Annotated in this window: 23 protein-coding genes and 1 pseudogene; 12 read left to right on the forward strand and 12 right to left on the reverse strand. The window is 41.6% G+C overall.

All coding sequences use genetic code 11. From position 1 onward, the window contains the following. Positions 1 to 56: 56 nt before the first annotated feature. From tssR to tssO (QE404_RS11590), 4 genes are read right to left on the reverse strand one after another with little or no spacing between them, the layout of a single operon-like run. A complete protein-coding gene (gene tssR, locus QE404_RS11575) occupies positions 57 to 2,459 on the reverse strand; it encodes a type VI secretion system protein TssR domain-containing protein (RefSeq protein ID WP_307450606.1) in 2,403 nt (800 codons plus the stop codon). 48 nt (positions 2,460 to 2,507) lie between these two features. Further along, the gene (locus tag QE404_RS11580; protein WP_307450608.1) at positions 2,508 to 3,416 is read right to left on the reverse strand and encodes a PKD domain-containing protein; all 909 of its coding nucleotides are present in this window, start codon (positions 3,414 to 3,416) and stop codon (positions 2,508 to 2,510) included. 45 nt (positions 3,417 to 3,461) lie between these two features. Further along, positions 3,462 to 3,989, reverse strand: a complete 528-nt coding sequence (tssO, locus tag QE404_RS11585; protein ID WP_307450610.1) for a type VI secretion system TssO — start codon at positions 3,987 to 3,989, stop codon at positions 3,462 to 3,464. 11 nt (positions 3,990 to 4,000) lie between these two features. After that, a complete protein-coding gene (gene tssO / locus QE404_RS11590; RefSeq protein WP_307450612.1) occupies positions 4,001 to 4,537 on the reverse strand; it encodes a type VI secretion system TssO in 537 nt (178 codons plus the stop codon). A 172-nt stretch (positions 4,538 to 4,709) separates the two neighbouring features. Between tssO (QE404_RS11590) and QE404_RS11595 the strand changes: the two genes are divergently transcribed. From QE404_RS11595 to QE404_RS11625, 7 genes are all read left to right on the forward strand, one after another. Continuing rightward, a complete protein-coding gene (locus QE404_RS11595) occupies positions 4,710 to 5,381 on the forward strand; it encodes a response regulator transcription factor (RefSeq protein WP_307453902.1) in 672 nt (223 codons plus the stop codon). Between the two features lie 141 nt (positions 5,382 to 5,522). Beyond that, positions 5,523 to 5,813: an HU family DNA-binding protein gene (locus QE404_RS11600; RefSeq protein WP_100075298.1), complete on the forward strand. Its 291-nt coding sequence runs from the start codon at positions 5,523 to 5,525 to the stop codon at positions 5,811 to 5,813. Positions 5,814 to 6,185: 372 nt separating this feature from the next. Then, positions 6,186 to 7,745, forward strand: a complete 1,560-nt coding sequence (locus QE404_RS11605; protein ID WP_307450614.1) for a ribonuclease E/G — start codon at positions 6,186 to 6,188, stop codon at positions 7,743 to 7,745. A gap of 170 nt (positions 7,746 to 7,915) precedes the next feature. Next, entirely contained in the window at positions 7,916 to 8,542 is a 627-nt protein-coding gene (locus tag QE404_RS11610; protein ID WP_307450616.1) for an NUDIX hydrolase, read from the forward strand. A 27-nt stretch (positions 8,543 to 8,569) separates the two neighbouring features. After that, on the forward strand, positions 8,570 to 9,376 hold the full coding sequence (locus tag QE404_RS11615; protein ID WP_307450617.1) for a lysophospholipid acyltransferase family protein: 807 nt from the start codon (positions 8,570 to 8,572) through the stop codon (positions 9,374 to 9,376). Positions 9,377 to 9,388: 12 nt separating this feature from the next. Next, complete coding sequence (locus QE404_RS11620) at positions 9,389 to 9,826, forward strand: hypothetical protein (RefSeq protein ID WP_307450619.1); 438 nt, start codon at positions 9,389 to 9,391, stop codon at positions 9,824 to 9,826. 5 nt (positions 9,827 to 9,831) lie between these two features. Further along, positions 9,832 to 11,169, forward strand: a complete 1,338-nt coding sequence (locus tag QE404_RS11625; RefSeq protein ID WP_307450620.1) for a UDP-N-acetylmuramate--L-alanine ligase — start codon at positions 9,832 to 9,834, stop codon at positions 11,167 to 11,169. A 110-nt stretch (positions 11,170 to 11,279) separates the two neighbouring features. Here the strand turns inward: QE404_RS11625 and QE404_RS11630 are convergent, their stop codons facing one another. From QE404_RS11630 to QE404_RS11640, 3 genes are all read right to left on the reverse strand, one after another. Continuing rightward, positions 11,280 to 12,344 (reverse strand): NAD(P)H-dependent flavin oxidoreductase, encoded by a 1,065-nt coding sequence (locus tag QE404_RS11630; protein WP_307450622.1) that lies wholly within the window; start codon positions 12,342 to 12,344, stop codon positions 11,280 to 11,282. 60 nt (positions 12,345 to 12,404) lie between these two features. Continuing rightward, positions 12,405 to 13,280 (reverse strand): aldo/keto reductase, encoded by an 876-nt coding sequence (locus QE404_RS11635; protein WP_307450624.1) that lies wholly within the window; start codon positions 13,278 to 13,280, stop codon positions 12,405 to 12,407. Between the two features lie 136 nt (positions 13,281 to 13,416). Next, positions 13,417 to 14,313 carry a LysR family transcriptional regulator gene (locus QE404_RS11640; RefSeq protein WP_307450626.1) on the reverse strand — a complete coding sequence of 299 codons (897 nt, stop codon included), beginning with the start codon at positions 14,311 to 14,313 and terminating at the stop codon, positions 13,417 to 13,419. A gap of 96 nt (positions 14,314 to 14,409) precedes the next feature. Between QE404_RS11640 and QE404_RS11645 the strand changes: the two genes are divergently transcribed. Beyond that, on the forward strand, positions 14,410 to 15,060 hold the full coding sequence (locus QE404_RS11645; protein WP_307450628.1) for an NAD(P)H-dependent oxidoreductase: 651 nt from the start codon (positions 14,410 to 14,412) through the stop codon (positions 15,058 to 15,060). A gap of 177 nt (positions 15,061 to 15,237) precedes the next feature. Here the strand turns inward: QE404_RS11645 and QE404_RS11650 are convergent, their stop codons facing one another. Then, positions 15,238 to 16,911, reverse strand: a complete 1,674-nt coding sequence (locus QE404_RS11650; RefSeq protein WP_307450630.1) for a GAF domain-containing sensor histidine kinase — start codon at positions 16,909 to 16,911, stop codon at positions 15,238 to 15,240. A gap of 357 nt (positions 16,912 to 17,268) precedes the next feature. Between QE404_RS11650 and QE404_RS11655 the strand changes: the two genes are divergently transcribed. Beyond that, positions 17,269 to 17,775 (forward strand): PPC domain-containing DNA-binding protein, encoded by a 507-nt coding sequence (locus QE404_RS11655; protein ID WP_307450631.1) that lies wholly within the window; start codon positions 17,269 to 17,271, stop codon positions 17,773 to 17,775. Between the two features lie 52 nt (positions 17,776 to 17,827). Here QE404_RS11655 and QE404_RS11660 read toward each other — a convergent pair whose 3' ends face one another. Next, complete coding sequence (locus QE404_RS11660) at positions 17,828 to 18,274, reverse strand: carboxymuconolactone decarboxylase family protein (RefSeq protein WP_307450633.1); 447 nt, start codon at positions 18,272 to 18,274, stop codon at positions 17,828 to 17,830. Between the two features lie 68 nt (positions 18,275 to 18,342). Next, the gene (locus tag QE404_RS11665) at positions 18,343 to 18,915 is read right to left on the reverse strand and encodes a Crp/Fnr family transcriptional regulator (protein WP_307450635.1); all 573 of its coding nucleotides are present in this window, start codon (positions 18,913 to 18,915) and stop codon (positions 18,343 to 18,345) included. 59 nt (positions 18,916 to 18,974) lie between these two features. Between QE404_RS11665 and QE404_RS11670 the strand changes: the two genes are divergently transcribed. Next, positions 18,975 to 19,340: a DUF1304 domain-containing protein gene (locus tag QE404_RS11670; RefSeq protein WP_307450637.1), complete on the forward strand. Its 366-nt coding sequence runs from the start codon at positions 18,975 to 18,977 to the stop codon at positions 19,338 to 19,340. A 12-nt stretch (positions 19,341 to 19,352) separates the two neighbouring features. Here the strand turns inward: QE404_RS11670 and QE404_RS11675 are convergent, their stop codons facing one another. After that, a complete protein-coding gene (locus tag QE404_RS11675) occupies positions 19,353 to 19,838 on the reverse strand; it encodes a thiol:disulfide interchange protein (protein WP_307450639.1) in 486 nt (161 codons plus the stop codon). Beyond that, positions 19,835 to 21,827 (reverse strand): annotated as a pseudogene (locus QE404_RS11685) (TonB-dependent receptor plug domain-containing protein). The gene QE404_RS11675 and the pseudogene QE404_RS11685 overlap by 4 nt, the downstream one beginning before the upstream one ends. Positions 21,828 to 22,025: 198 nt before the next feature. On the opposite strand from QE404_RS11685, the gene QE404_RS11690 reads away from it, so the two are divergent. Beyond that, positions 22,026 to 23,213 carry a homogentisate 1,2-dioxygenase gene (locus QE404_RS11690; RefSeq protein ID WP_307450643.1) on the forward strand — a complete coding sequence of 396 codons (1,188 nt, stop codon included), beginning with the start codon at positions 22,026 to 22,028 and terminating at the stop codon, positions 23,211 to 23,213. Between the two features lie 201 nt (positions 23,214 to 23,414). Further along, a complete protein-coding gene (locus tag QE404_RS11695) occupies positions 23,415 to 24,689 on the forward strand; it encodes an acetyl-CoA hydrolase/transferase family protein (protein WP_307450645.1) in 1,275 nt (424 codons plus the stop codon). Positions 24,690 to 24,944 lie beyond the last annotated feature (255 nt).

A 24,944-nucleotide genomic window follows, 5' to 3' on the forward strand; every position in this document is an offset into this window, starting at 1 on the left:
CCTTAAAAAATTAAAAAAAGCAGAAATAATTTCTGCTTTTTACTATTTATAACCTATTAGTGTTTAGTATATTCGGGTTGTTCCACCGGCATCATCGTGGGCATAAAATACTCGTTAAGCCAATAGAAGGTCTGCCCGTTCTGCTGTATTTTAACCGCAGGATCCTTCCTGTGGGCAAGCAGCCGGTCTGCAAGGGTTTTATAATTTTTGAAATAATTCCTTACCGTTTCATTGGTTACGATTTTTGATTTCCTCCAGCCTTTCAGCTTGTATTTCGACATCAATTCTTCTTCTGAATTGTCAAAGCCCGTCACAACTCCTACAGCAACTGACATCGGCTGATCAGATAAGTTGGCTTTATTCAGCATTGTAAGTGTAGGATTATACTTCCGGATAAGACTGATGTATTCTTTAACAGCCTTTGACTGGTTAAAATCGGCACGTTCGGCTCCCGTGTTTCTGTATACTTCTGTATAGAAGGCCTTCAGCTGGTCGTATTCATCTTCAGAAACCAGAATCCCCTTTTCAAGGCCTGGTTTAAAGTCTTTAAGATCCTTGGGAATGTATCCTTTCACCAGGAAAGGGTTTCCATAATTGATCAGCTGTGCTGCAATACCTGCAGGAACCGGATTCGTAAGTCCCGGATACAGATATTTGTATTTGAGGTCCACATCTGTTTTTCCTGCCCCTACCGAAGAATGGAAATAATCATTAAGTGATTTATCCAGCGTTTCATTATCCAGAGTCACCTGTGCAATAAGGCTATCCACAGATTTTTTAAGGTATCCAGGTGTGGCGATATCCCCTTTTTTAGGGAAGATCACAAAGCCCTGGGACATGCTCTGCTTAGGGTAATTCAGCGAAAAGAATCCTTCATCACCCTCTACGAGGTTAAAGTTATTTTTGGTCAGTACATCATTCTGATTGATGATCTTCTGTTTTTTAAGCTCGGCAACATTTTTAGCCGTGTTGGTCACTACATTTTCTGAAAGCAGCACGAAATCGTTGTACGTATCTGATGACCTTGCACTGGTCTGGAACATGATGAGCCTTGCCTGTGCCTGTGTAAGGGCATTGATAACGCCGTACATGTTCCCGCTCTGGCTGTCAGAGGAAGTTCCTACAGTAATAATAATGTTGGTTTCATCCGGGAAGTTGGAAAGAAGGTTTCCGGCTGCCATCAGACCTTCGCTCACCGGCTGGTAATCGCTGTTGCTCGGGCAGTTCATTTCATTACTCTTCTCGTCGATGAAAGCGGTTATTTTGCTGTAATCGGTATTCAAGGGTGAAACAGCCACATTATCGCCGCAGGAATTGCTTTTGTAAAGAACAACCCCATACCTCACAGCGCTGAAATAAGATGGTTTTTCAAATCTCAGCTGAAGGTCCTGAAGCAATGATTTTACAATAGGCGCATAGGGTGCGTTGGGTGCACTGATATCAAGGTTGAAAACAATATTGATCCTTTTGTCTTTTTCAGTAATTTCCCGGTAGCGGTCAAACTTGATAGGCTCTCCCAATACATTGAACACATAGTTTTTGCTGTAATCCAGGATATTGGTGAAATATTTTGTCTTGGAATCCGGCGCAGGAACCTCATAGATAGGCAGGCTTACGGGAAAAATATTCTCCAGCGGCGTTCTTTTATTCACATCCGTAAGCAGAACTGCCGTTCTATCTTCTGTAGTGGAACTTCCGGGGTTTCCTTCATGAATTCCCAGGGTAGTTTCTGTAATTCCTGTGTTGTTTTTCATTTTTACAGCGGAACGTTCTCCCCATGCTGTAATGACATTGGAGCTTACCCAGCCGTACAGGTTTTTCCCTATGCTGTCGATATCAATAGTAGGATTTTTACCCACCAGGAACCTTTTGTTGTTTTCCGCCTGCTTGTATACATACACGATCTGTCCGTTCGGGATTTTCACATTGGCCTGCTCAATAAGGCTCGGTGAATTGAACACCATGATGGAGTCATTTTTATAATAGCGTTCAGAGTTTTTGATGACATCACTGTTGCTCGGCACCACAGCGACGCGCACCGGAAAGCCGGTCTTTTCGCTTTTAAGGGCGTTGTTCCACAAAAGCAGGTCAGATTCAGGCATCCATCCGTAAGTCTTTACGGATTTCGGAGATACTTTTTTCATGAGCGCATCCGGAATGTATTCTGCCACCTTTACCATTCCGTCTTTATGCTTCAGGACCAGCAAAGGCTCCATAAAGCTGACTTCCTTATACGATTTCTCATCGCTTTTGTCTAGGTAAGCCGTATTTTTTGCACGGTCGGAAATGGCAATCCACGGAACGGATTTATTAGGGAATCCATTGATCACAGTAGCATTGTCAATCTGACCGTACTGCGAAGGTTCAGGCGTTTTCTTCGCCGGCAGCGTTACCTGGCAACTGGTTACCAGTGCTGCTGCGCCTATATAATATGCTGCTAAAGGAAGTTTATTTTTCATCCTGATTTTATTTTATGATGGTGAGGTCCGGAGAGTGCCGGAAGTTTATTATTTGCTTTGGTTAATATCTACTTTGGTTACACAGTTCTGTGCATCATCAAAATTTACCTTTACGGTCTGAATGACGTTGTTTTTATCAAACTGCAGGCCTGCACAGTACATGTAGAAATTATTTACCTTACTGTCATTGACTTTCACTACAGTGTTTTCATTGTTGCACAGATAGGTTCTTAACAGGTAATTGTAATGCATATTGAAACTGTTACCATTGGCAATCTGCTGAAGATGGTATTTAAAATCATTATCAATCTTTGCATAAGCATCTTCCACGCTTACTTCCTCGTCCATGGAATCGTAGCCGGCAATAATCTTGATGTGATGCAGGATAGGTTCGATATTTTCATCGGTATAGAGTGTAACTACATAGTCACCGGGCTTTTTGTACGAATAAATAGCCAGCTTGTCCTTGGAATCTATTTTCCCTGTTTCCCCGAATTTCCAGGTAAACTGCTTCGCTTCCGAGATAGCCCGGAACTGCACATTTTCATACTGCATAGCCTGAGATGGTGCATCAATGGTTGTAGGAGCTACTATGGTATCTTTAGGCTTAGGAATGCTTCGTGCTGAAACCATAACAGGAAAAGACTTGGTGTATTCATTATCAATAATCAGCGTCACCTGATAATAGCCCGGTTTGGAATAGAAATGTATGCCGCTGCTTTTGTCCGAAGTGGTCCCGTCACCGAAATTCCATCGTTTTGTTTTGGCAAACTGGGTTTTGTCTTCAAACATCAGCGTATCGCCTACCTTTACAGATGATGGGTATACAACTCCTACAATATCATCGGCAGAATGAATGACCTTCTTCTGCAGCCATAAAGCAACCAGCGCTGCAATCAGCAGGACGGCGATGACACCGATAATGATGTTTTTTTTGTTCTTTTGGAAGTAATTCATAATATAAGTGTGATGTGTTTTATTACATATTCTTAGTAAAGTAGACTATTGGGTCCTGCCTTTCAACGCATTTTCTCTCTGGAACAGCTGGTTTTTCTTTTCCCTGAAGCCTATGGAGCATTCTTCAAACTGTTTTTCAAAACTCTTGATGTTTTCAGTTTTGCTGGCAATGATTTTCTTATCATTAAAATACATTTTGTAGAATTTGGCAATCTGCGGATAAGCGTCTTTCCTGATATCGGCAATACCATTATTATTCTCATAATAATTGGCGATATCGTTAATACCGTACATAATATTATTTTCCTCAAAAGGCTGTGGTGTTTCGTCGCTGAGTCTGTTGATCTGCGAGAAAGTACTATCCATCAGCTTATAGGTAAATTTTTGCTGCTGATCGAACTTGGCTTTTTCTTCAAGGTTCCTTACGGAAATCATGTCCTCGTCTGAAAAAGGCGATTCAAACCCATTCAGGAAAATGATGCCTAAGAATAGTAAGGCTGCAATAAGCATCAGGATGAGATACACAAACTGATACTGTTTTTCTTTTCTGGATAATGTGATGTGTCCCTGCATAATATCAGATTTTATCTTCTTCTTCGGTTTCCGGTAAATTTTCTGGTAGGATCAACTTTAAGTTCCCTGTTGGCAATGCCAACTTTGCCCCTGCACTCACTCAGGTCCCTGAGTGCGGTCTGTTCCTTATTTGAAACATTGATGATCTGGTTCTTGAGCGCAAGCATAGGCACGATCTGCTTCATCAGGATGGCATAATGCTTAAAGTTATCTGCACTGTCTTTCCCCATGATGTTCCGGGCATCCCGTATGTTGTCACTGATATAATTCCTGAGAAAAATATCATTATCCACTTTGTTGATGTCCAGCTGATCCATACGGTACATGATGCTGTCTACATGAGTTCTGAGAAGATCGCTGCGGGTAAGCAGTTCGCGGTAGTCGTCCGCCTGCTTCTTGATACCCTGCCTCTGCACATCATAGCTTTTGAAAAAGAAAAAGACGCTGATGAAGGCAACAACAGCTAATACAGTGAAGGACAAGATGAACTTCAGAATCCCCGTCCTGACGTCTGACTGATTTAATTTTTTCTCCCTATTCGAAGACATATTTTGTAGTTTATTTGGCATGGTGAAAATAAAAAAAAAATTTTTGTTGTACAACATCTGATTTGTAGTAAAATGCCCTATCTCTAATTATCCGAATAATAATTTTCATTTTGACAAGTTTTTCTTAAATTAGACCTCAGTTTTAATCACCCACACCAAATCGATTATTAACGTGAATAAATTATTAAGTAATTCTGTGCGGTTTTCTATTGCGGACAGTGATTTTTATTTTAAAAAAATAATGATCAGGACTCTTACGGAAAATCCTTTTTACATGCTTCTGAACGACTGCAACAATGGGCATGAGCTTATCACCAGGAACTACAGAAGACAGGAAGATGTATTCATTATTGATCTCTTCATGCCGGTACTCAGCGGTATTGAAGCCATTAAATACATCAGGAAAAGCAATGTAGAAACCCCTATTATTACTTATTCAGGAACCTACCAGGAAGACATGGCCGATATCCTGTCCAAGCTTCCGAACATTTATTACTGTCAGAAAAAAAGCAATCTGATCAAGGAAATTGTCAAAGGCAGGATCGCCTCAGAAAACTTCGATTATGAAGCCTATTCCAGGGAATGGGAACAGCAGCCACTGGCCGTTCAGGAATACATGGAGCGGCAGAGAAAGAGCCAGGAAGAACTTTCCCCAACTGAGATACAGCTGATGAAATTCTGCTATGAAGGCTTCAGCAACAAGGAAATAGGGGAAAAACTAAACCTCAGTACCCGTACTATAGACACGTACATCAACCGGCTTACAGAAAAGCTGGGTTTAAAAACCAAACTTCACCTGATCCGTTTTTGCGTAGAAAACGGCTACTATAATTCCAGCATGTAAAAAGTAGAGTAACCCTCTTTTCACACTGAGTAAACCATAAGCGCTCAACTCTTTACCGGAAAAATATTTTCCCACTAATTTGCTAATATTCAATTTTTTTAACTAAATTTGCACACCTAAAATTTAAAATTAAAAAAGGAAATGACAAAGGCAGAATTGGTAAACACCATCTCAAATAAGTTGGGAACAGAAAAGAATGAAACACAGAAAGTTGTAGAAGCTTTTATGCAAGAGATCAGGACTTCTATGTATAATGGGGATAACGTTTACCTAAGAGGCTTCGGTTCTTTTATTATTAAGACGAGAGCTGCTAAAACAGGAAGAAATATTTCTAAGAATACTGCAATCGAGATTCCTGCTCACAATATTCCTGCTTTCAAACCTTCAAAGTCTTTTGTAGAGAAAGTAAAAAACAAAGTTGCAGTAAAATAACAACATTAACTGAATATTAACTAGTTACTAAAAAATTTAACATTATGCCAAGCGGAAAGAAAAGAAAAAGACACAAGGTTGCAACCCACAAGAGAAAGAAAAGAAGAAGAGCAAACAGACATAAGAAGAAATAATCTTTCCTCTTTCTCAAGATTACAATATAATAATATAGTTGGTGGTTTTATTTTTTTAAAGGTTCACCGACTATATTTTTATTTGCAACCATAAGATGGCGCCGGAAAATTAAATTTCAACCTTCATTCCAGGGAAAGTATTGGTGATTTTAAATTAATTGCTATATTTATTACCCTATATGAAAATAATGAAAGTCATACCTTTTTCCCGTAATCTTATATAATTTATCTTATAAAAATGAAGAAAGAACTAATAGTTTCGCATGAGGATGATCTTACGAAGATTGCACTGCTGGAAGACGGAAGACTATGTGAACTTCATGAGCAAGAAGACAAAAGCGATTTTGTTGTTGGGGATTTGTTTATAGGAAAGGTAAAGAAGCTTGCGCCCAATCTTAATGCAGCGTTTGTAAACATCGGTTACAATAAAGACGCATTCCTGCATTACCAGGACCTGGGGCCGCAATATCTTACTTACCGTAAGTTTCTGAGAGATACTATTTCTAAAAAACAAAGCACTTCAGGCTTAAAAAATTTCGAGATACAGCCCGAAATTGACAAAAACGGAACCGTAGACAAAGTCATTGCCAAAGATGATCTTGTTCTGCTTCAGATTACCAAAGAGCCTATTTCTACCAAGGGCCCCAGAATTTCCACACAGATTTCCCTTACAGGACGTTTTCTGGTTCTGATCCCTTTTGACAATAAAGTTTCCATTTCAAAAAAAATCAGTACATCTGAAGAAAAGGAAAGACTCAGGACGCTCATCGAGAGCATCAAGCCGGAAGGCTTCGGAGTCATTATCAGAACGGTAGCTGAAGGAAAAAAAGTAGCAGACCTGCACAATGATATGAATCACCTGATTCAAAAGTGGGAAAGCACATTTAAAAACATTCAGAAAAACAAAGTTCCGTCTAAAGTTTTAAGCGAAGAAGACAAAGCCTCAGCCATTATAAGGGATAATTTCAACCAGGATTTCGTGAGCATTATCTGTGATGACGAACAGATGGTGGACGAAATGAAAAACTATCTGGAGGTTATTGCTCCGGAAAGAAAGAATATCGTCCAGTTCTACGATTCCCATATTCCCCTTCTGGAATATTACAATGTAGAAAAGCAGCTTAAACAAAGCTTCGGGAAGCATGTAAACATTCCCGGCTCAAAAGGAGCTTACCTTGTGATAGAACACACGGAAGCCTTACACGTAGTAGACGTTAACTCCGGAAACAACATTACCACCGGAGCAGCAGTTAATAAAGAACACGCTCTCAGGGTCAATAAAATGGCTTCCACTGAAATCGCCAGACAGCTTAGGCTCAGGGATATGGGAGGGATTATTGTCATTGATTTTATTGACATGACTAACCCGGAGCACCGGAAAGATCTTTATGAGCACCTCAAGCAGGAGATGACGCGCGATAAAGCCCGTCACAAAATTTTACCCCCGAGTAAATTCGGGCTGATCCAGATTACCAGGCAGAGAAACCGTCCGGAAAAACAGATCGAAACCAAGGAAGAAAATCCTAACAAAGACGGAGAAATCGTGGCTCCGATCGTCATTGTGGAACGTATGGAAGAAACCCTGAGAACCATTATGCAGAAAGAAAAAGGAAAAATTTTCCTCCATGTGCATCCTTTTGTGGAAGCTTACCTTACCAAAGGAATTAAAAGCATCCAGATGAAATGGTTTGTAAAGTATAAAAAATGGGTTACCATAGTCCCGCGCGACTCTTTTAAATATTTAGAATACAAAGTATACAATGCCAAAAAAGAAGAGCTGATAGGGTATTCTAATTAAAAAACAGATCAAACCTCCGCATGCGGAGGTTTTTTTATACCCGTTTGAAAGACTGTTGTATGATAACTACCGGAAATCCTATTTTCAAGATCGTATGGTTCCTGTATAAAAATGGTGTAATTATTGTGTCTATCTGTTTTTTCCAGAATATATATTATTAAATTTGAGGTATGAGTTTCGGAAAAGATTTATTAAGGAAAATTAAAAGCGCTGAACTGCCCGGCGAAAATGCCCACGGCGTATTTTCACCGCCCTACCGTCCGGTATTTACCTATGACGAAGTGATTGCCAAAAACCCGAAATTTGCTGCGGTAAACATTGTTTTGTACCTTAAAAACGATGAATGGCATTTCCCCCTGATCCAGAGAACCGTTAATGTGCACGACCGCCACAGCGGTCAGATCTCCCTTCCCGGCGGAAAACGTGAAGAAATGGACCGCGACTTTGCCCATACGGCGATCCGGGAAACTTCGGAAGAAATCGGGATTGAACAGCATTATGTGCGGATTATAAGGGAAATGTCGCCCATCTACATCCCGCCAAGCAATTTTTATGTCTATCCCTATATTTCCTATACCAAAAAAAATCCGGTGTTTATTCTGCAGGAATCTGAAGCACAGGAAGTAATCGAGTTTCCGGTCACTTCATTCTTAAGCCTCCCGGATACCCCTGAAATCATGCCTTTGCCGGGTGCGGGAGGACATGAGGTACCGGTCATTAATTTCAACGGGTACATTATCTGGGGAGCTACTGCGATGATCCTGAGCGAATTCAGCCAGTTGCTGAAAAAAATGTAACTTTGTATCATTGTGTTTAATTGAAAGATGGCGAAGAAAAATATTTTTACCGATGCATTCGGGACCCCTTACTTTTTAAAGAGGCTGATTATTTTTATTCTGGGATTTGTTTCCTACCGCAGGTTTAACGGCTTCAACAAGCTGAAAATAACCGGCACCGAGCATCTGGTAGACCTTCCGGACTCCAATGTCCTGTTCGTTTCCAACCATCAGACGTATTTTGCAGACGTCGCCGCCATGTACCATGCGTTCTGTGCCGTAAACAACGGGTATCTGAACACCATCAAAAATCCTATCTACCTCCTGAATCCTAAAATTGACTTTTATTACGTAGCCGCTGAAGAAACCATGAATAAAGGAATTCTTCCCAAAATCTTCAAAATAGCGGGTGCTGTAACCGTAAAACGGACGTGGAGGGCGGAAGGAAAGAACGTTAACAGAATGGTGGATATGAGCGAAGTGGATAATATTATGAAAGCCCTCGATAACGGATGGGTAGCCACTTTCCCACAGGGGACCACCTCAGCTTTTGCCCAGGGAAGGCGCGGAACGGCGAAACTGGTGAAAAACCAGCGGCCTATTGTCATCCCAATTAAAATAAACGGCTTCAGAAGAGCGTTTGATAAAAAAGGACTGAGGGTAAAAGTAACAGGGGTAAAACCGACCATGGAGTTCAAGCGCCCGCTTGAAATAGATTATGACAAAGAAAATGCTCATGAGATTCTTCTTAAGATCATGACAGCCATTGAACAGACAGAAGACTTCAATGTGCTGCACCAGTATGATGAAGAACTTAAAGCTAAAAAAACAGAACAAAAGGATTCAGACCAATAAAGGATATTACTTATGAAAAGAATTACAGGAATCTTGTTTGCCGCTATTACATTGGCTTCCTGCAACAGTCAGAAGGTTTATTCAGATTTTGACATCAGCTTTTCGCGGAGCGGAGGATTTGCGCCGGTGTACGAAAACCTGCTTATTAAAGGTAATGAAGCGCACTACTCTTTTGAGGGACAGGGAAAAAAATACAAACAGGACTTTAAGGTTTCTAATGATGACCTGAATAAACTTAACCACACGCTTTCCCAAAACAATTTCAGGAGAATACAGGAAGACCACAAAAAGCTGTATGATAATATCACCACTACAGTGAATGTGAAAAAAGGCCCTAATGAAGGCAGTAAAACAGATGCCAGCCTGGTAATGCCGAACTATAAAACCAATTGGAACAACATCATGAATGCCTTCCAGGAAATGATCAATAACAACGTAAAAAAACAGTAATTTCATTGAGAACCCATTTTATTGCCATTGGCGGGAGCGCCATGCATAACCTTGCCATTGCGTTAAAAGATAAAGGATATCAGGTTACCGGTTCAGACGATATCATTTTTGAACCTTCGATGTCCAGGCTTCAGCAAAAAGGAATCCTTCCCGAAGAAATGGGCTGGTTTCCGGAAAAAATCACTCCCGATATCGATGCGGTGATTCTGGGCATGCACGCCCACCAGGATAATCCCGAACTTGCGAGAGCCAAAGAACTGGGACTTAAAATATATTCTTACCCCGAATTCCTCTACGAACAGTCAAAAGACAAAACCAGGGTAGTCATTGCAGGCTCGCACGGGAAAACAACCATTACTTCCATGATTCTCCACGTCCTGAACTTTCATCAGAAAGATGTGGATTTTATGGTAGGTGCGCAACTGGAAGGGTTTGATTGTATGGTCAAGATTACCAAAGACAACGATTTCATGGTACTGGAAGGTGATGAATACCTCTCCTCTCCTATCGACCTCCGTTCCAAATTCCTGCTCTACCAGCCAAATATAGCATTGATGAGCGGCATTGCCTGGGACCACATCAATGTTTTTACCACTTTTGATGATTATATTGAACAGTTCCGGAAATTTGTGGCTACGATTACGCCAGGTGGTGTACTCGTATATAACGAAGAAGATCCGGAGGTAGTAAAGGTGGTTGACCAGGCCGAAAACTATTTCCGTAAAATACCGTATCATACGCCTGAATATGAAATCAGCAACGGGAAAGTATTCCTGAAGACCGAAATCGGTGATATTCCATTGTCTGTTTTTGGAGCCCATAACCTGCTGAACATGGAGGGCGCAAGGCTTATCTGCCGTCAGCTGGGGGTAATGGATGAAGATTTTTACGAAGCTATCATGAGCTTCAAGGGTGCTTCAAAACGCCTGGAAAAAGTAGAAAGATCCGACAATGGGATCCTATATAAAGATTTTGCCCATGCACCTAGCAAGGTAAAAGCAGCCGTAAAAGCCTTCACGGAACAGTTTAAGAAAGAAAAAACCTACGGATTTCTGGAACTCCATACGTATTCCAGCCTAAACCCTGCTTTTCTGGAGCAGTATGACCATGCCATGGATGGCCTGGATGAAGCTGTTGTTTTTTATTCTGAAGATGCCCTGAAGATCAAAAGGATGGAGCCTATCTCTCCGGAGCTGATCAGGGAAAAATTCAAAAACGAGTCCTTAAAGGTATTTACCCGTGCAGAAGACCTTCACGCTTACTGGAATACCCTCGATAAAACACAAGGCGTATACCTGATGATGAGTTCAGGGAATTTCGGAGGACTGGACCTGACAAAGTAAGTACATTAGCATCAACCATTTTATTGAATAAGATGACTGATTTAATCTGTTTAATGATGTACTCTAAATATAAAAAATCCTTTCAGTATGATCGCTGAAAGGATTTTTATTTATGGTAATCTGCTGTAATCGTCAATAAGTTTTCCAAGGATATCCTTAACGGATTGTCTACTGTAATCGTGAATGGACTGTCCCAACCAAATGCTCACAAAATCCGTATCCTGCCGGAGCTTTGCCGCATTTCTTAAAGCGCCTGTCAGTTTATTCTGATACGGGTATGGCAGAATAAAGCCTGAGCCTTCGAGCTTACGGATATACTTATTGCTGATGCCCCGGGCATAACGTCCGGAAAAGGTCCTCGTCAGCACTATGTCATTTTCACTTACCATCTTCAGCCGGTCCTTTTCAAAGGGCTGCAGCGCGCTTTCCTGAGAGGCCAGCAACATACTTCCTAACTGGAAGCCTTCTGCTCCAAGAGCCTTTGCTGCCTGCATCGTCTGTGCATTGTAAATACCGCCGGAATAAATCAGCGCCGTATCAACATGGTCCGCAATCTGTGGCAATAATGACATCCCTCCGATCTGGGGCAGGCTTTCTGTGGCAAAAGTTCCCCGGTGACCGCCCGCTTCAATACCCTGCACCACAATAAGGTCAATTCCGGCCTTTTCCAGCATCTGAGCTTCCGTTACACTTGTACAGGTCCCGATGAGCAGTACATTTTTTTCCTTTAATCTGACAATGCTTTTCTCATCCGGAATCCCAAACGTAAAACTGAGAATCTCACAACCTTCATCAATGATAGCTTCAATCTGTTCATGATATGAATTGGTGGTAAGATCTTCAAGGGCCGTCAGGCTCACGCTTAATCCGTTGTCTTCTGCAAAAGCTTCAATGTATGCTTTCGCTTTAGCATATTTCTCCCGCAATTCTGCTGTTATTTCAGGAATCTCATGCACGAAAATATTAACGGCGAAGAGCCTTCCTGTGAGACTGCGGGTTTTACGGATTAAAGAAATACATTGCTCTGCCGGCAAATCGCCCAGCGCCAGAGAACCTAAACATCCTGCATCAGCAGACGCTGCCACCATCTCGGGGGTGCTTACCCCAAACATAGGTGCCTGGATAACCGGATAAGATATGCCGAGCTTTTTACTGATGGTTTCCGGGAAAAGCATAGTACTATTTTAAATAAAACGTATAAAAGTTTACAAAAATATCTATCGTAAATCGTCAGATCAGATATCTGCCACCGCATTCAGCATTTTTTTCTCCCATTCAGGATCTTTCGGGTCAAAGAACAATCTTTTCCCGGTATCCCGTGAACGCACGGTATTCATTTCATCTTCACTCAGCTCAAAATCAAAAACATTGAAGTTTTCTTCGATCCTGGACGGCGTTACTGATTTCGGGATCACACAGAAGCCCTCCTGGAGATGCCATCTTAAGATCACCTGGGCAACGGTTTTATGATGTTTTTCTGCAATGGACTTCAGGGAACTGTTGTTAAGCAGTTCTGAATTCCCGTTGCCTAAAGGGCTCCAAGGCTGGGTAATAATGTTATTCTCCCTGTTATATACCTGGAGTTCTTTCTGCTGGAAAACCGGATGAAGCTCGATCTGGTTAATCACCGGACTTACCTTAGCGGTTGTTTTCAGCTCTTCAAGCTTTTCAACGGTAAAGTTACAGACCCCAATGGCTTTGATTTTCCCTTCATCATACAGCTCCTCCATCGCTTTCCATGCTCCTTTAAAGTCTGCATACGGCCAGTGGATGAGGTACATGTCCAGATAATCCAGCTGCAAACGATCCAGTGTCTGCTGAAATGCACTTTTCGCTTTCTCATAAGAAGTGTCCTGGACCCAAAGTTTTGAGGTAATAAATAGCTGCTCCCTATCTATTCCGCTGTTTTTGACGGCATTCCCGACAGCTGTTTCATTTTGGTAGATTGCAGCGGTATCAATCATCCTGTAGCCAGTTTCAATAGCTTTAACGACCGCATTTTCGCATTGCTTAAGATCATCTATCTGCCATACCCCGAAACCCAGTGCAGGAATATCCACTCCATTGTTTAATGTAATCACAGGCTGCCCTGCATATGTTTTCTTGTGCATAATATTTTGTTTAATTGTATATCTAACAAATTTCCGATAAAAAATTTATATGGTGGTTACCATTTTTACTGATTCAGTTTATTTCCGGTGCTTTTATCCATTGTACTTTTTTAATTGCTGCGAGGCATCATGCGATTCAACTCATTACCTGCCTGAATAGTTTTTTGATGTGCGCAATTTCATCCGGATAGCTATTTTTTTTGCGGCATCCGAAGTACAGAGTGTTTTGCAGTTTCTTTTCGCCCTCCCACACCAGCTTTATTTCCCCGTTTTCAAGTTCATTTTTGCACAGGAAATCCGGCACCACAGATAATCCGGCACCGCTTTTCAGGCAACGGATGATGGAATTGAGGTTCGGGACAATATAATTAGGCCGGAAATCCGGTTTGTGTCCGAAATTGAGGATCCAGAACTGAAAAAGATGTTCCATGTCCCCGGTAGTACCATACCACTTCTGTTCCTTCAGCCATTCTTCCGCATATTCGATACCTTTTGATTCCAAAACATCATAAAAGCCCTCTGCATCAGTCTCTTTACCCCCTACCAGAATCATCTGCTCCGAAGAGAAAGCTTCATGTTCGATGTTAAGAGAAACGCCCCTTTTGGGTGTAATGATTAGGTCGAGAATACCTTTATCCAGCTGATCCAGCATTTCCGGATATTCCCCGAACCTGATGATCAGATTGAACGGCAGACTGGAAACGTATTGCTCCAGTGTCGTCTGAAAGGTTTCAAAACACATTCCGACACTGATAGTCGGTGTATGCTTTTCCGTAGACTTCTGGAAGTTCTTTTCCACTTCCTCAAGCTTACATATAGGCTCAGCTACAGCATTAAAAAGCACTTTCCCTTTTTCAGTAGGAATCATCTTCCTGCCTGTTCTGTCAAACAGCTTATATCCCACATAAGCTTCAAGCGAGCTGAGATGAAGACTTACGCCCGGCTGCGAAATAAACAGGAGATCCGCAGCACCGGTCATCGTTCCTGTTTTATAAACAGCTTTAAATGTTCTATACCATTCCAGATTAACCATCGTTAAATATTATAATTATAATATAAAGGTATAAATTATATTATTTTTATAATACTATTAATGAACTTAACTTTGCACCATATTAAAACAACAGCAATGAAAAAAGTACTTATTATTAACGGTGCACAGCATTTCGGGCACTCAGGAGGCCTTTATAATAAAACCATCACAGAAAATACCATACAAGTATTGAAGGACTTGGGTAATATTGAGGTTAAAGTGACCCATGTAGATGAAGGATATGACAAAGATGAAGAAGTACAGAAATTTGTCTGGGCAGATTATATTATCTATCATACTCCCATCTGGTGGTTCCAGCTTCCTAACGGCCTGAAAAAATATATTGATGAGGTATTTACGGCAGGGCATGCCAAAGGAATCTATCTGAGTGACGGGAGGTCTTCCGCAGAACCAGAGATCAATTACGGCACCGGCGGCATGCTTGGCGGAAGAAAATATATGGTGACTACCAGCTGGAATGCTCCGTCTACAGCCTTCACCTTACCGGGAGAGTTTTTCAATGAAACGCATGTGGATGACGGGCCTTTATTTGGGTTCCACAGGATGAATGCTTTTGTTTCCATGGAAAAACTGGAAAGTTTCCATTTTTATGATGTGGAAAAAAATGCGGCAGTTGAGAGGGATATGAAACTTTACAGAGATCATTTAAGATCAGTTTTTGAAAAAGAACTGGGCCATGCTGCAAGTTTATCTTCCTATATCACAGAAAAGAATGATTGTATGTAGAAGAACTGGAATACAACAGATGGTCGGGAATACCTGATCATGCCTAAAAGTTAGAGAGTATTATTTTCACTAGGGCTTAACGACCCTTTAAAGTGATCTTAATACTCTTGCTGTTTATGCCTGTATGAAGCATATAAGGAACATGATGATGGTAAGAAAATTAAAAAAACGTTACCGCTATTTAGGAAGCGTAAACCAAAAGCGGCTGCCTATTCCCAAAGTACTTTCAACCCCGATATTGCCTTGGTGCAGTTCAACGATTTCTTTACAGATATACAATCCTATACCAAAGCCTGCGATCTGTTTTGTATCAGCGTTCTGTACACGGTAAAACCGGTCAAAGATTTTTAACGCATCCTGATCGGCAATTCCGGGCCCCTGATCAATGATCTCAAATTTCACCTCATGATGGTCGGAAGAAATTCTTACCTGAATTGGAGTGCCGGAAGGAGCGTATTTAATGGCATTCTCCATAAGATTCGTAATAACGAGCTGGATTTTATTCTTATCCGCAGACAAAACGGTTTCTGCATCAGTGATCAGTTCAAAGTTATGATTATTCTTATTCAGCGTATAGTGATCCGCGATAATTTCCGAGACAAAGTTTTTAAAATCAAATGGTGCTTTATTCAGCGTAAGGAGGCCATTGTCCAGCTTTGAAAAATTTAAAAAGCCGTCCACAAGGTTTTCCATTCTTCTTACCTGGCTTTCGCTTCTGCGGATGAGATGGCTGATATTACTGTCTTCACAATCTTTAAGTTTCCTCTGAAGGAGCTGGGTAAATGCTTTGATGGAAGTGAGAGGAGATTTTAGCTCATGGCTGGCCAGGTTGATAAAATCGCCTTTTTTACGTTCGATTTTTTTCCATTCTGTAATATCGGATACGGTACCACAAAACGTGTTTCCTTTCGCGGTTTCTTTATGGAAAACTTTTCCGGCTACCTTAATCCAGCGAATTTTATGATCTGCCCTGTTGACAATGCGGAACTCTTCATCAAAAATGCGCCCTGAAGAAATAGACTCTGTTAATGCTTTCTGAATTCGTCCCCGGTCTTCTTCGAGCATATCCAATAATTGAGTGATGGTAATGCATACATTTTCACCCAGTCCGAAAATATCGTTGCAGTAAGCACTCGTTTCAAGATGGCCGGTATTGATATTAAGCATAAAGGTTCCAAGATTAGCCGCCTCTACGGCAAGGCGAAGGTGCTGCTCATTCTGGATGATCAGCGCATTAGCATCATTCATCTGCTCAATGGCCCTTTGCGTAAGCCGGCTTTGATTAAAAGCAGTGTAGGTATGTTGAGAATAGACTGGATTAGATTTCCTGGTTTCCTTTTCCTCAGACATTGTGGCCAGTTGCCTGCGGAGCTCTAGTTTTTCTATCACGGTTTTGGAAAGTATTTTCAGGCTTTTGATCTGGCTTTCGTTAAGTTGCCTTTGCTGATGATCAATCACGCATAAAGTACCCAATGCATTTCCCTGGCTGTCTATGAGGGGCATTCCCGCATAAAATACAATATTGGTTTTCCCGGTAACAAGCACATTATCTTTAAAACGTTGGTCTGTACGGGCATCCTCAACTACCATAATATTTTCCGGTTGAAGGATAGCATGAGCACAAAAAGAATATGCCCGGTCTGTTTCCCTGACTTCCAATCCTTTGTTTGACTTAAACCATTGGCGTTTTTCATCTACGAGGCTGATCAATGCCACCGGTGTCTGACAAATAACAGATGCCAGTTCAGTGAGATCATCAAAATCGTTTTCATAAGGTGTATCTAAAATACCATAGGAATGAAGAGCCTGAATACGTTGCAACTCATCAGGTGCCATTAGGTTTCTGTCCATTTCGTGTTTTTGTATTTATTAAGCTAACCTCCCTAGTACAATAACCATGCTACATATGTCATGCCGAGAAGCAACAGGAACCTGGTAAGGAAGAAACTCTTTGAAACAGCAAAGCCTAGATTCAAAATCAATTTAACACAAAATCACAAAAAAAAGATTTATTTTTAACATACTAAAAATTAAATAATACTAAATACTATAAAACAGTATACTTATTGTAAAAAATTTAATTGTATTTAGCATAATACATGATGATTATATCCATCAAATAATAAATGATAAAATTTAAACGATTTGCTGATTTCCCGTGAATCAATAATATATTACACAGTATCGTCTCAGTTAAACACTAATTTCATGAAAAATTTTAAAATAATATTGTTCACATTCCTATTTGGATCATCCGGCATGGGTGTACAGGAAAAAGAGAGTTGCCGTTACATCAAAACACCAACAGGATATCTGATGGTATTAAGGCAGAATGATGATGTCATTGGCCAAATTGAGCATCTTGCCAGAACTGAGCATATTCCTTCAGCAAGTTTTAGCGGAATCGGTTTTGCCAGAGAAGTAGAATTCGGATTCTATGATTTCAAAGCTAAAAAATTCAATCCTAAGACCTTCAGAAAAGTGGAAATGGGAAGTCTTACCGGTTCCATTGCATGGAATGATAAAGGCCCGTCTATTCATATTCATGGGGTAGCTACCGACGACCGGTTCAATGCATATGGCGGACATATATTGTCTCTTCACGTTGGGACAGGGTCTATGGAAATTTATGTCCATGTCAACGATCAGAAGCTGGAGCGGAAAATTGAGCAACCTCTGAATGCCAATGTTCTGCAATTGAACTGTAATCTGTAAACGGATAATTCTAAGAAAAAAGAGCTTCAAAGGAAGCTCTTTTCAATCTATACTAATCTTTAGGCACCCGAAGATGCGTGCTTATCGCAATCCTGTTCCAGGCATTGATGGTAATCACGGCCATGATGATTTCTGCAATCTGTTTTCCACTGAAGATTTCCTCAGCTTTAGCATAAGTATCTTCTGTTAATCCCTGCTTACTGATCAGAGTAATTTCTTCGGTCATGGCCAGAAGCACCTGCTCTTCGGCAGTATAAAATTCAGCAGCTTCCCTCCAGGCGTTCAGCAGGTAAATCCGTTGCGGTGTTTCGCCATACTGTACTGCATCCCTGGTATGCATGTCCAGGCAGAAAGCACATCCGTTGATCTGGGATGCCCTTATTTTAATCAGTTCTTTCTGAATGTTGTTCAGCGATGTGGTCTGCAGGTATTCCTCCAGGCCTCTCATGGCTTTGTAGGCCTCGGCGTCTGTAGCAATCATATTGATTCTTGTACTCATTATTATAATTTTAGGTTAAACATGATGGCAAAGTTCAGGCTTAACAGATGAAAAATACTTAAACTGGTTTAAGAACGTAATTTTGCCCTGATCTCACTGAGATATTCCGGGGTAAAGCCTAAAAAAGAAGCAATGAGGTATTGCGGAACCCGCTGGACGAACCCGGGATATTGAGTACTGAAATGGATGTACATTTCCTCCCTTGAATATTCGTACAGGTAGCGGATACGGCGTTCTGCAGCCGCGCAAGCCCGCTGGTAAACCATTCTGAAATAATGTTCCATGGCGGGATGCTGGGCAATCAGCAGCTTCTGCTGCTCATAATCCAGCACCAATATCACAGAAGGCTCTACAGCCTGAATGGTAAAATCTGTTTTCTGCTGCCGCTCATATGCAAAGGTATCGCTCATCCACCAATGCTCTAATGCGAATTCCGTAGTCTGCTCCACACCTTTATCATTGACAAAAAACTTCCTGATGCAGCCTTTTTCCACAAAATACAGGGATTTGCACAACTCACCCTGTTTCATAATGTCCCGCTTCTTCCCTACTTCCATAACCCTGAAAAAAGAAAATACAGACGTATAATCTTCTTCGCTTAGGCTGATAAAATGCTTCAGATGTTGCTTTAAAGTTTCCATTACAAATAATACCCAAACTTAAGTTTATTTTTTTAGCTTTACAATTCAAACTTAGCATCATGGAAATTGTCACCAAAATACTTACCGCCCTGGTTGCCATTGAACACCTATACATTCTGTGGATGGAAATGTTTGCGTGGGAAACCAAAGGAAAGCAAGTTTTTAAATCTGCTTTACCACCTGAACTGTTTAAGCCCACAAAAGGATTGGCCGCCAACCAGGGATTATACAACGGGTTCCTGGCAGCCGGGCTGATCTGGTCTTTCCTGATCAAAGATCCCGAATGGCAGACCAATGTCGCTTTGTTTTTCTTAGGATGTGTTGCTGTAGCAGGAATTTATGGGGCTATATCTTCAACGAAAAAGATCTTTTTTGTTCAGGCACTTCCCGCAATCCTCGCCATTATAGCTGTGCTGCTGAAATGACGGAACCCTTCATCAGGGCTTTGCCTCTGAACCTGAATAAGCTTCAGGAATTTCCTTTAACTTATTCCTGAGCCCGGAAGGACTTAAAAACCCTTCATGATAGTCCAGCAGATTGAAATCCTGATCCAGAAATACCCATAACGGATAAACCGGCTGACTTTTGTTTCTTGACAAAGCCAAAGCAAATTCATGAATGCCCGATTTTCCGTTAGCAATATAATGAAAGTCTTTTCCCTGGAAACGGATTGTTTCTTTTGTTTTTTCCGCTTCAAAGCTCATGAAATAAAAGCCTTCGTTAAGTGCTTTTACCAGCTTTTCATCCTTAGTCAACTCAAAGCATTCCATTGTACAGACAGTACACCAGTCGGTATACAGATGGATAATGACCGGCTTTGGGTGTTCCTTCCGCAACCTTTCCAGGTCTGAAAAAGAAATCGTCCGGATCTGCGAAAAAACCCAACACGGAATTATGAGTAAAACGATCAGGACAGTTTTCATTTCAAGGTATATTTAATTCCCAGAAATCCCCGGATCCCCTGCATCGGAGCATACCCATAAGCTGTATCGAAAGTATACCCTTTAGGATTGTTTACCGGGTCATTCACGTACCGGTCAAACGGGTCGAACGGCCTCATCAGCGGATCTTTGGGAGTAAAATTCAGCAGGTTCTTGATTCCGCAATAGACTTCGAATCCTGAGCCAAAACTTTTGGACACCTGGATATTGGCCAATGTATACCAGGGTGAATATTCGGGACGGTAGTCATCAGGCAGCACCGGAAGACGCATGGGTCCGTATACCTGCCCTGTAAAATCTAAGGTTAAAGCATTGGGAAACTTATATGTGAATGCATAGGTTCCACTCCAGTTCGGAGCATGCAACTGCTGTACTTTATTGCGTTCGTTGTCAAATTTCTGGTATACATCCAGATATGTAATGCCTATATTGAAACTCAAGGGGATACTGAAGCTGTATTCTGCATTTACCGAAGCTCCACGGGAAATTCCATATCCATGCAGGTTATCATAAAATAATTTTATCCGGCTCCGAATCGAAATCCCCTACAATCTTATTGCTGAAATACGTATAGAAAACCGAGGCATCCAGGTTCAGCATACGATTTCCGGCAGGTATTTTCCAGATATAATTGATATTTCCATTTACAGAGCGCTCCGGCTTAAGGTCCGAACGTATTACCACTTCCCTGGAACCTGTAAGTGCGGCATGGTCTTCCGTAAACAGGTTGACAACTCTGAAACCTGTACCGAAGTTGAACCTCAGCGCATGATAAGGATTCGGAGAAAACTTCCAGGCCAGCCGCGGAGAATGTACGGAATGATGGATCCGGTCGTAATCGTACCGGTAGCCTAGCAGCAAAGTGTGTTTCCCTGTTATTTCCCACTGGTCCTGCACAAAAGCTCCAAGTATTGGCGAATTCATCGGCTGATTGGTTAGTCCGTCCGCTGAAAGTGTCCCCGGTGTGTTATCATCGTAAAAAGTCTTTTTGAAAGTCAGTCCTGCCATGAGATCATGCTTTCTGAAAGATTTGTTCCAGTAAGTCTGGATGAAAGCCACCTTCTGGATTGCTTCGTAAGGGTTGGCCCCGTAAAATGAATTCTGGGTATGGTAGTTATAGGAAAACTGGGTAATCACCTGTTCCCTTACCGGCCATTGATAAAGCCCGAATGCTTCCACCCTGTTGGTGTAGATACTTTCCCCGTATACCTCACTGCTGCCACGATATTGCCTGTTCCATTGCATCTCACCTCCGTAGCGGTCCTCATACAGGTAGCGAAGTGCAAAGCTGGCCATCCGGTTTTCCTGCCTCCTGAAATTCCATTTATTGAATACGGAAATCCTGTTTTGCAATGCAGCGTCGGTAAAATTGTCTTTGTTGTCATCGATCTTCCGGCTGAAATTAAAATAATTCAGGCTTAGTAAAGAAGCGGCATTTTTTCCCAGTCTGAATTTTGTGGAAACATCAATATTGTTTTCACTCCACGTGCTGGTCATGATATCTGTGCTGAATTTGGGTGCCGTCAGGGCATTTTTGGTAATGATATTGATGACTCCGCCCATAGCCTCGGAACCATACAGGGAAGAAGCAGGGCCTTTCACAACCTCAATCCGGTCTACCAGGCTGTTCGGAATTCCGCTAAGACCATACACCGTAGACAGTGAACTTACAATGGGCATGCCGTCGATCAGGATCATGGTATACGGACCTTCGAGCCCGTTGATGTGGATATCGCCGGTATTACAGACCGAACAGTTCAGCTGTGGCTTGATCCCGTTTACCATGGATATCGCCTCAAAAATATTGGGGGTTGGGTTTTTCTGAAAAAATTTCTGGCTGTATATTTCTACCGGAACCGGGCTTTTGGACCTGCTTACCGCCTTTATGGTACCGGTCATCACAACATCATCTATCTGCCCGGTCTTTATTTTTTTTCCGGAACTCACAGAGTCCTTCTTTTGGGAATACATTGAAGTAATACTGTCATTGTTCTGAGAAAAGGAATATGATGAAAAATCAACAACATCAAAAATAATATTCTAACCATAAAATATAATTTGTTAGACAAAACTAACAAATATTTTCATATATACAAACTTTATATCGGATGCGGCTTATCCCAATTCATAAAAAATGATTACTTTTGGTACATTCCATATACAAATACAATGAGATATCATCAGTCGGGAAATATCCCTCAGAAAAGGCATACCATTTTCAAATCTCCTGAAGACAAATTCTATTATGAACAGCTTTTCGGAACTGAGGGCTTCCATGGAATTTCTTCTTTGCTGTACCACATCCACCGCCCCACCCAGATCAAATCGATCAGTGAACCCAGAGACGTAGCACCGAAAATTGCCATTGACAAGAATGTAACTCCCAGAATGTTTAAAGGGATGAATGTAACTCCCGAAGATGATGTTCTGGACAGCCGTAAGTTTCTGATGGTGAATAATGACCTGAAAATGGGATTGTCCAAACCGAGGAAATCCATGGAATATTTTTATAAAAATGCAGAATGCGATGAACTCCTGTTTGTACATAACGGAAAGGGGATCCTCAAAACATTTGTCGGCCACCTTGAATTTTCTACAGGCGATTACCTGATCATTCCAAGAGGTACCATTTACCAGATTGAACTGCATTCTGATGATACCGTATTTTTTATCCTGGAAAGCCATTCACCGATCTACACACCCAAAAGGTACCGGAATGAATTCGGCCAGCTCCTTGAACATTCCCCGTTTTGCGAAAGGGATATCATTGCCCCTGTTTTCGTGGAACCTAAAGATGAAAAAGGAGAATTCCTGATCAAAGTAAAAAAAGAAAACCAGATTACAGATTTTATCTACGCTACCCATCCTTTTGATGTCGTAGGCTGGGACGGCTATTTCTATCCTTACAAGTTTAATATCAAAAATTTTGAGCCTATTACCGGAAGAATCCATCAGCCGCCTCCGGTACACCAGAATTTTGAAGGCCATAATTTTGTGGTATGTTCATTCTGTGCCCGGATGTACGATTATCATCCGCAGTCAATCCCGGCTCCTTACAACCATTCCAATATTGATTCCGATGAAGTCCTGTTTTATACCGAAGGCGACTTTATGAGCCGCAACCACATCGACCTGATGGACTTTACGCTTCACCCGGGCGGAATTGTGCACGGCCCGCATCCTGGAGCCATGGAACGCAGCATCGGGAAAAAATTCACGGAGGAATATGCCGTTATGGTAGATCCGTTCCGTCCACTTAAAATTACAGAAGAAGCTTTGAAAGTAGAAGATCCTTCTTATAAAACCTCATGGCTGGACGAGGAAGACCCTACGCTGAAAGACCGTTTACAGGAATAAATTATCAGGAGCCTATATATTTTAAAGTTTTTAAAAATAGATAAGATTTAACGATCAGTTGCCGTACAGCTGATCGTTTTTTATTCACTTAAATTTTCTTAAACATGACAAAAATCTCTGCTTATTTATAATGGATACAAATAATATAAGCTATCTTTAAATGAATAAAAAAACATCTGACATACTTATTAAAGTTTTACTATGGATCAATATATAAGCGCAGAAGAAGCTATTTATACCGTAAAAAGCGGTAACCGTGTATTTTTTCACGGAAGTGCATGCACACCCAATTATTTAATCGATGAACTCGCCAGGCAGGCCCACCGGCTCGACAATGTGGAAATGGTTTCCATCACCCAGCAGGGGAATGTGGAAATTGCCAAACCTGAATATGCCGGGAAATTTTTTGTCAATTCCTTATTCGTTTCTTCTCCGGTAAGGGATGCCGTCAATTCAGACCGGGGAGATTTTGTCCCTGTTTTTCTAAGTGAAATCCCAATCTTATTCAGAAAAAATATCCTGCCCCTGGACGTGGCACTCGTTACCGTTTCCCCACCGGACAAACATGGGTTCTGCACTCTGGGGACTTCTGTGGATGTGGCAAGGGCTGCTGTAGATACGGCTAAAATTATTGTAGCCATTGTGAACCCTCTGATGCCGAGAACCCACGGTGACGGTATGATCCACATCAGCAGGATCAATAAACTGGTATGGCATGAAGAAGAACTTCCTACAGTAGACTACGGATCCAAGGTAGGCCCGGAAGAGATGGAAGTCGGTAAAAACGTGGCTGAGCTTATAGATGACCGTTCAACCCTTCAGATGGGAATCGGAACTATCCCGGATGCGGTCCTGAAATGCCTGCACAACCATAAAGACCTGGGCATCCATACTGAAATGCTGAGCGACGGAGTGATCGACCTGATTCAAAATGACATTATCAACAACAAGTATAAAGGCTATAACGACAATAAAACAATTACCAGCTTCTGCTTCGGTACCAGAAGGCTGTACGACTACGTAGATGATAATACCATTTTTGCATTTAAAGATGTAAGTGATGTGAACTTCCCCATCAACATCATGAGGAACAAGAAGATGGTGGCCATCAACTCTGCTATTGAAATTGACCTTACCGGACAGGTCTGCGCAGATTCTATCGGGACCATGCAGTACAGCGGTATCGGTGGCCAGATGGATTTTATGCGGGGTGCTGCGCTGAGTGAAGACGGGAAGCCGATCATTGCCATTACATCCAGAACCAAAAAAGGGGTTTCCCGAATTGTCCCGTATTTAAAACCGGGAGCCGGAGTAGTTACCACCAGAGGGCATATTCACTGGGTAGTCACCGAATACGGAACAGCCTACCTCTATGGAAAGAACCTGAAGCAGAGAGCGCAGGAGCTGATCAGCATCGCCCATCCGGATGACCGGGAAATGCTGGAGAAAGCAGCCTTTGAAAGATTTAAGCATTAAATCTCTTTGTAAGAGGTGATGTTTATAACGCCAAGGCTTACCTGATGCTTTCATATTTATGAGATTCAAAATTTTGGTGAATGCAACATCCGCAATCTTTTCGGACCGGGAATCATGAAAGAGCTGTGTCAACGATGATTATCGGGATATTTTTTACGCTCCAATCGCTTTATCAAGCCTCCGTTATACTTACCTAACGTTTGTTTGTTTATATTTTTCGTATTAGTCAGAAATTCGTAATTTGCATTCCAATAA

Origin of the sequence: Chryseobacterium camelliae, assembly GCF_030818575.1 — a bacterium.
In the GTDB taxonomy this organism is placed as follows: domain Bacteria; phylum Bacteroidota; class Bacteroidia; order Flavobacteriales; family Weeksellaceae; genus Chryseobacterium; species Chryseobacterium camelliae_A.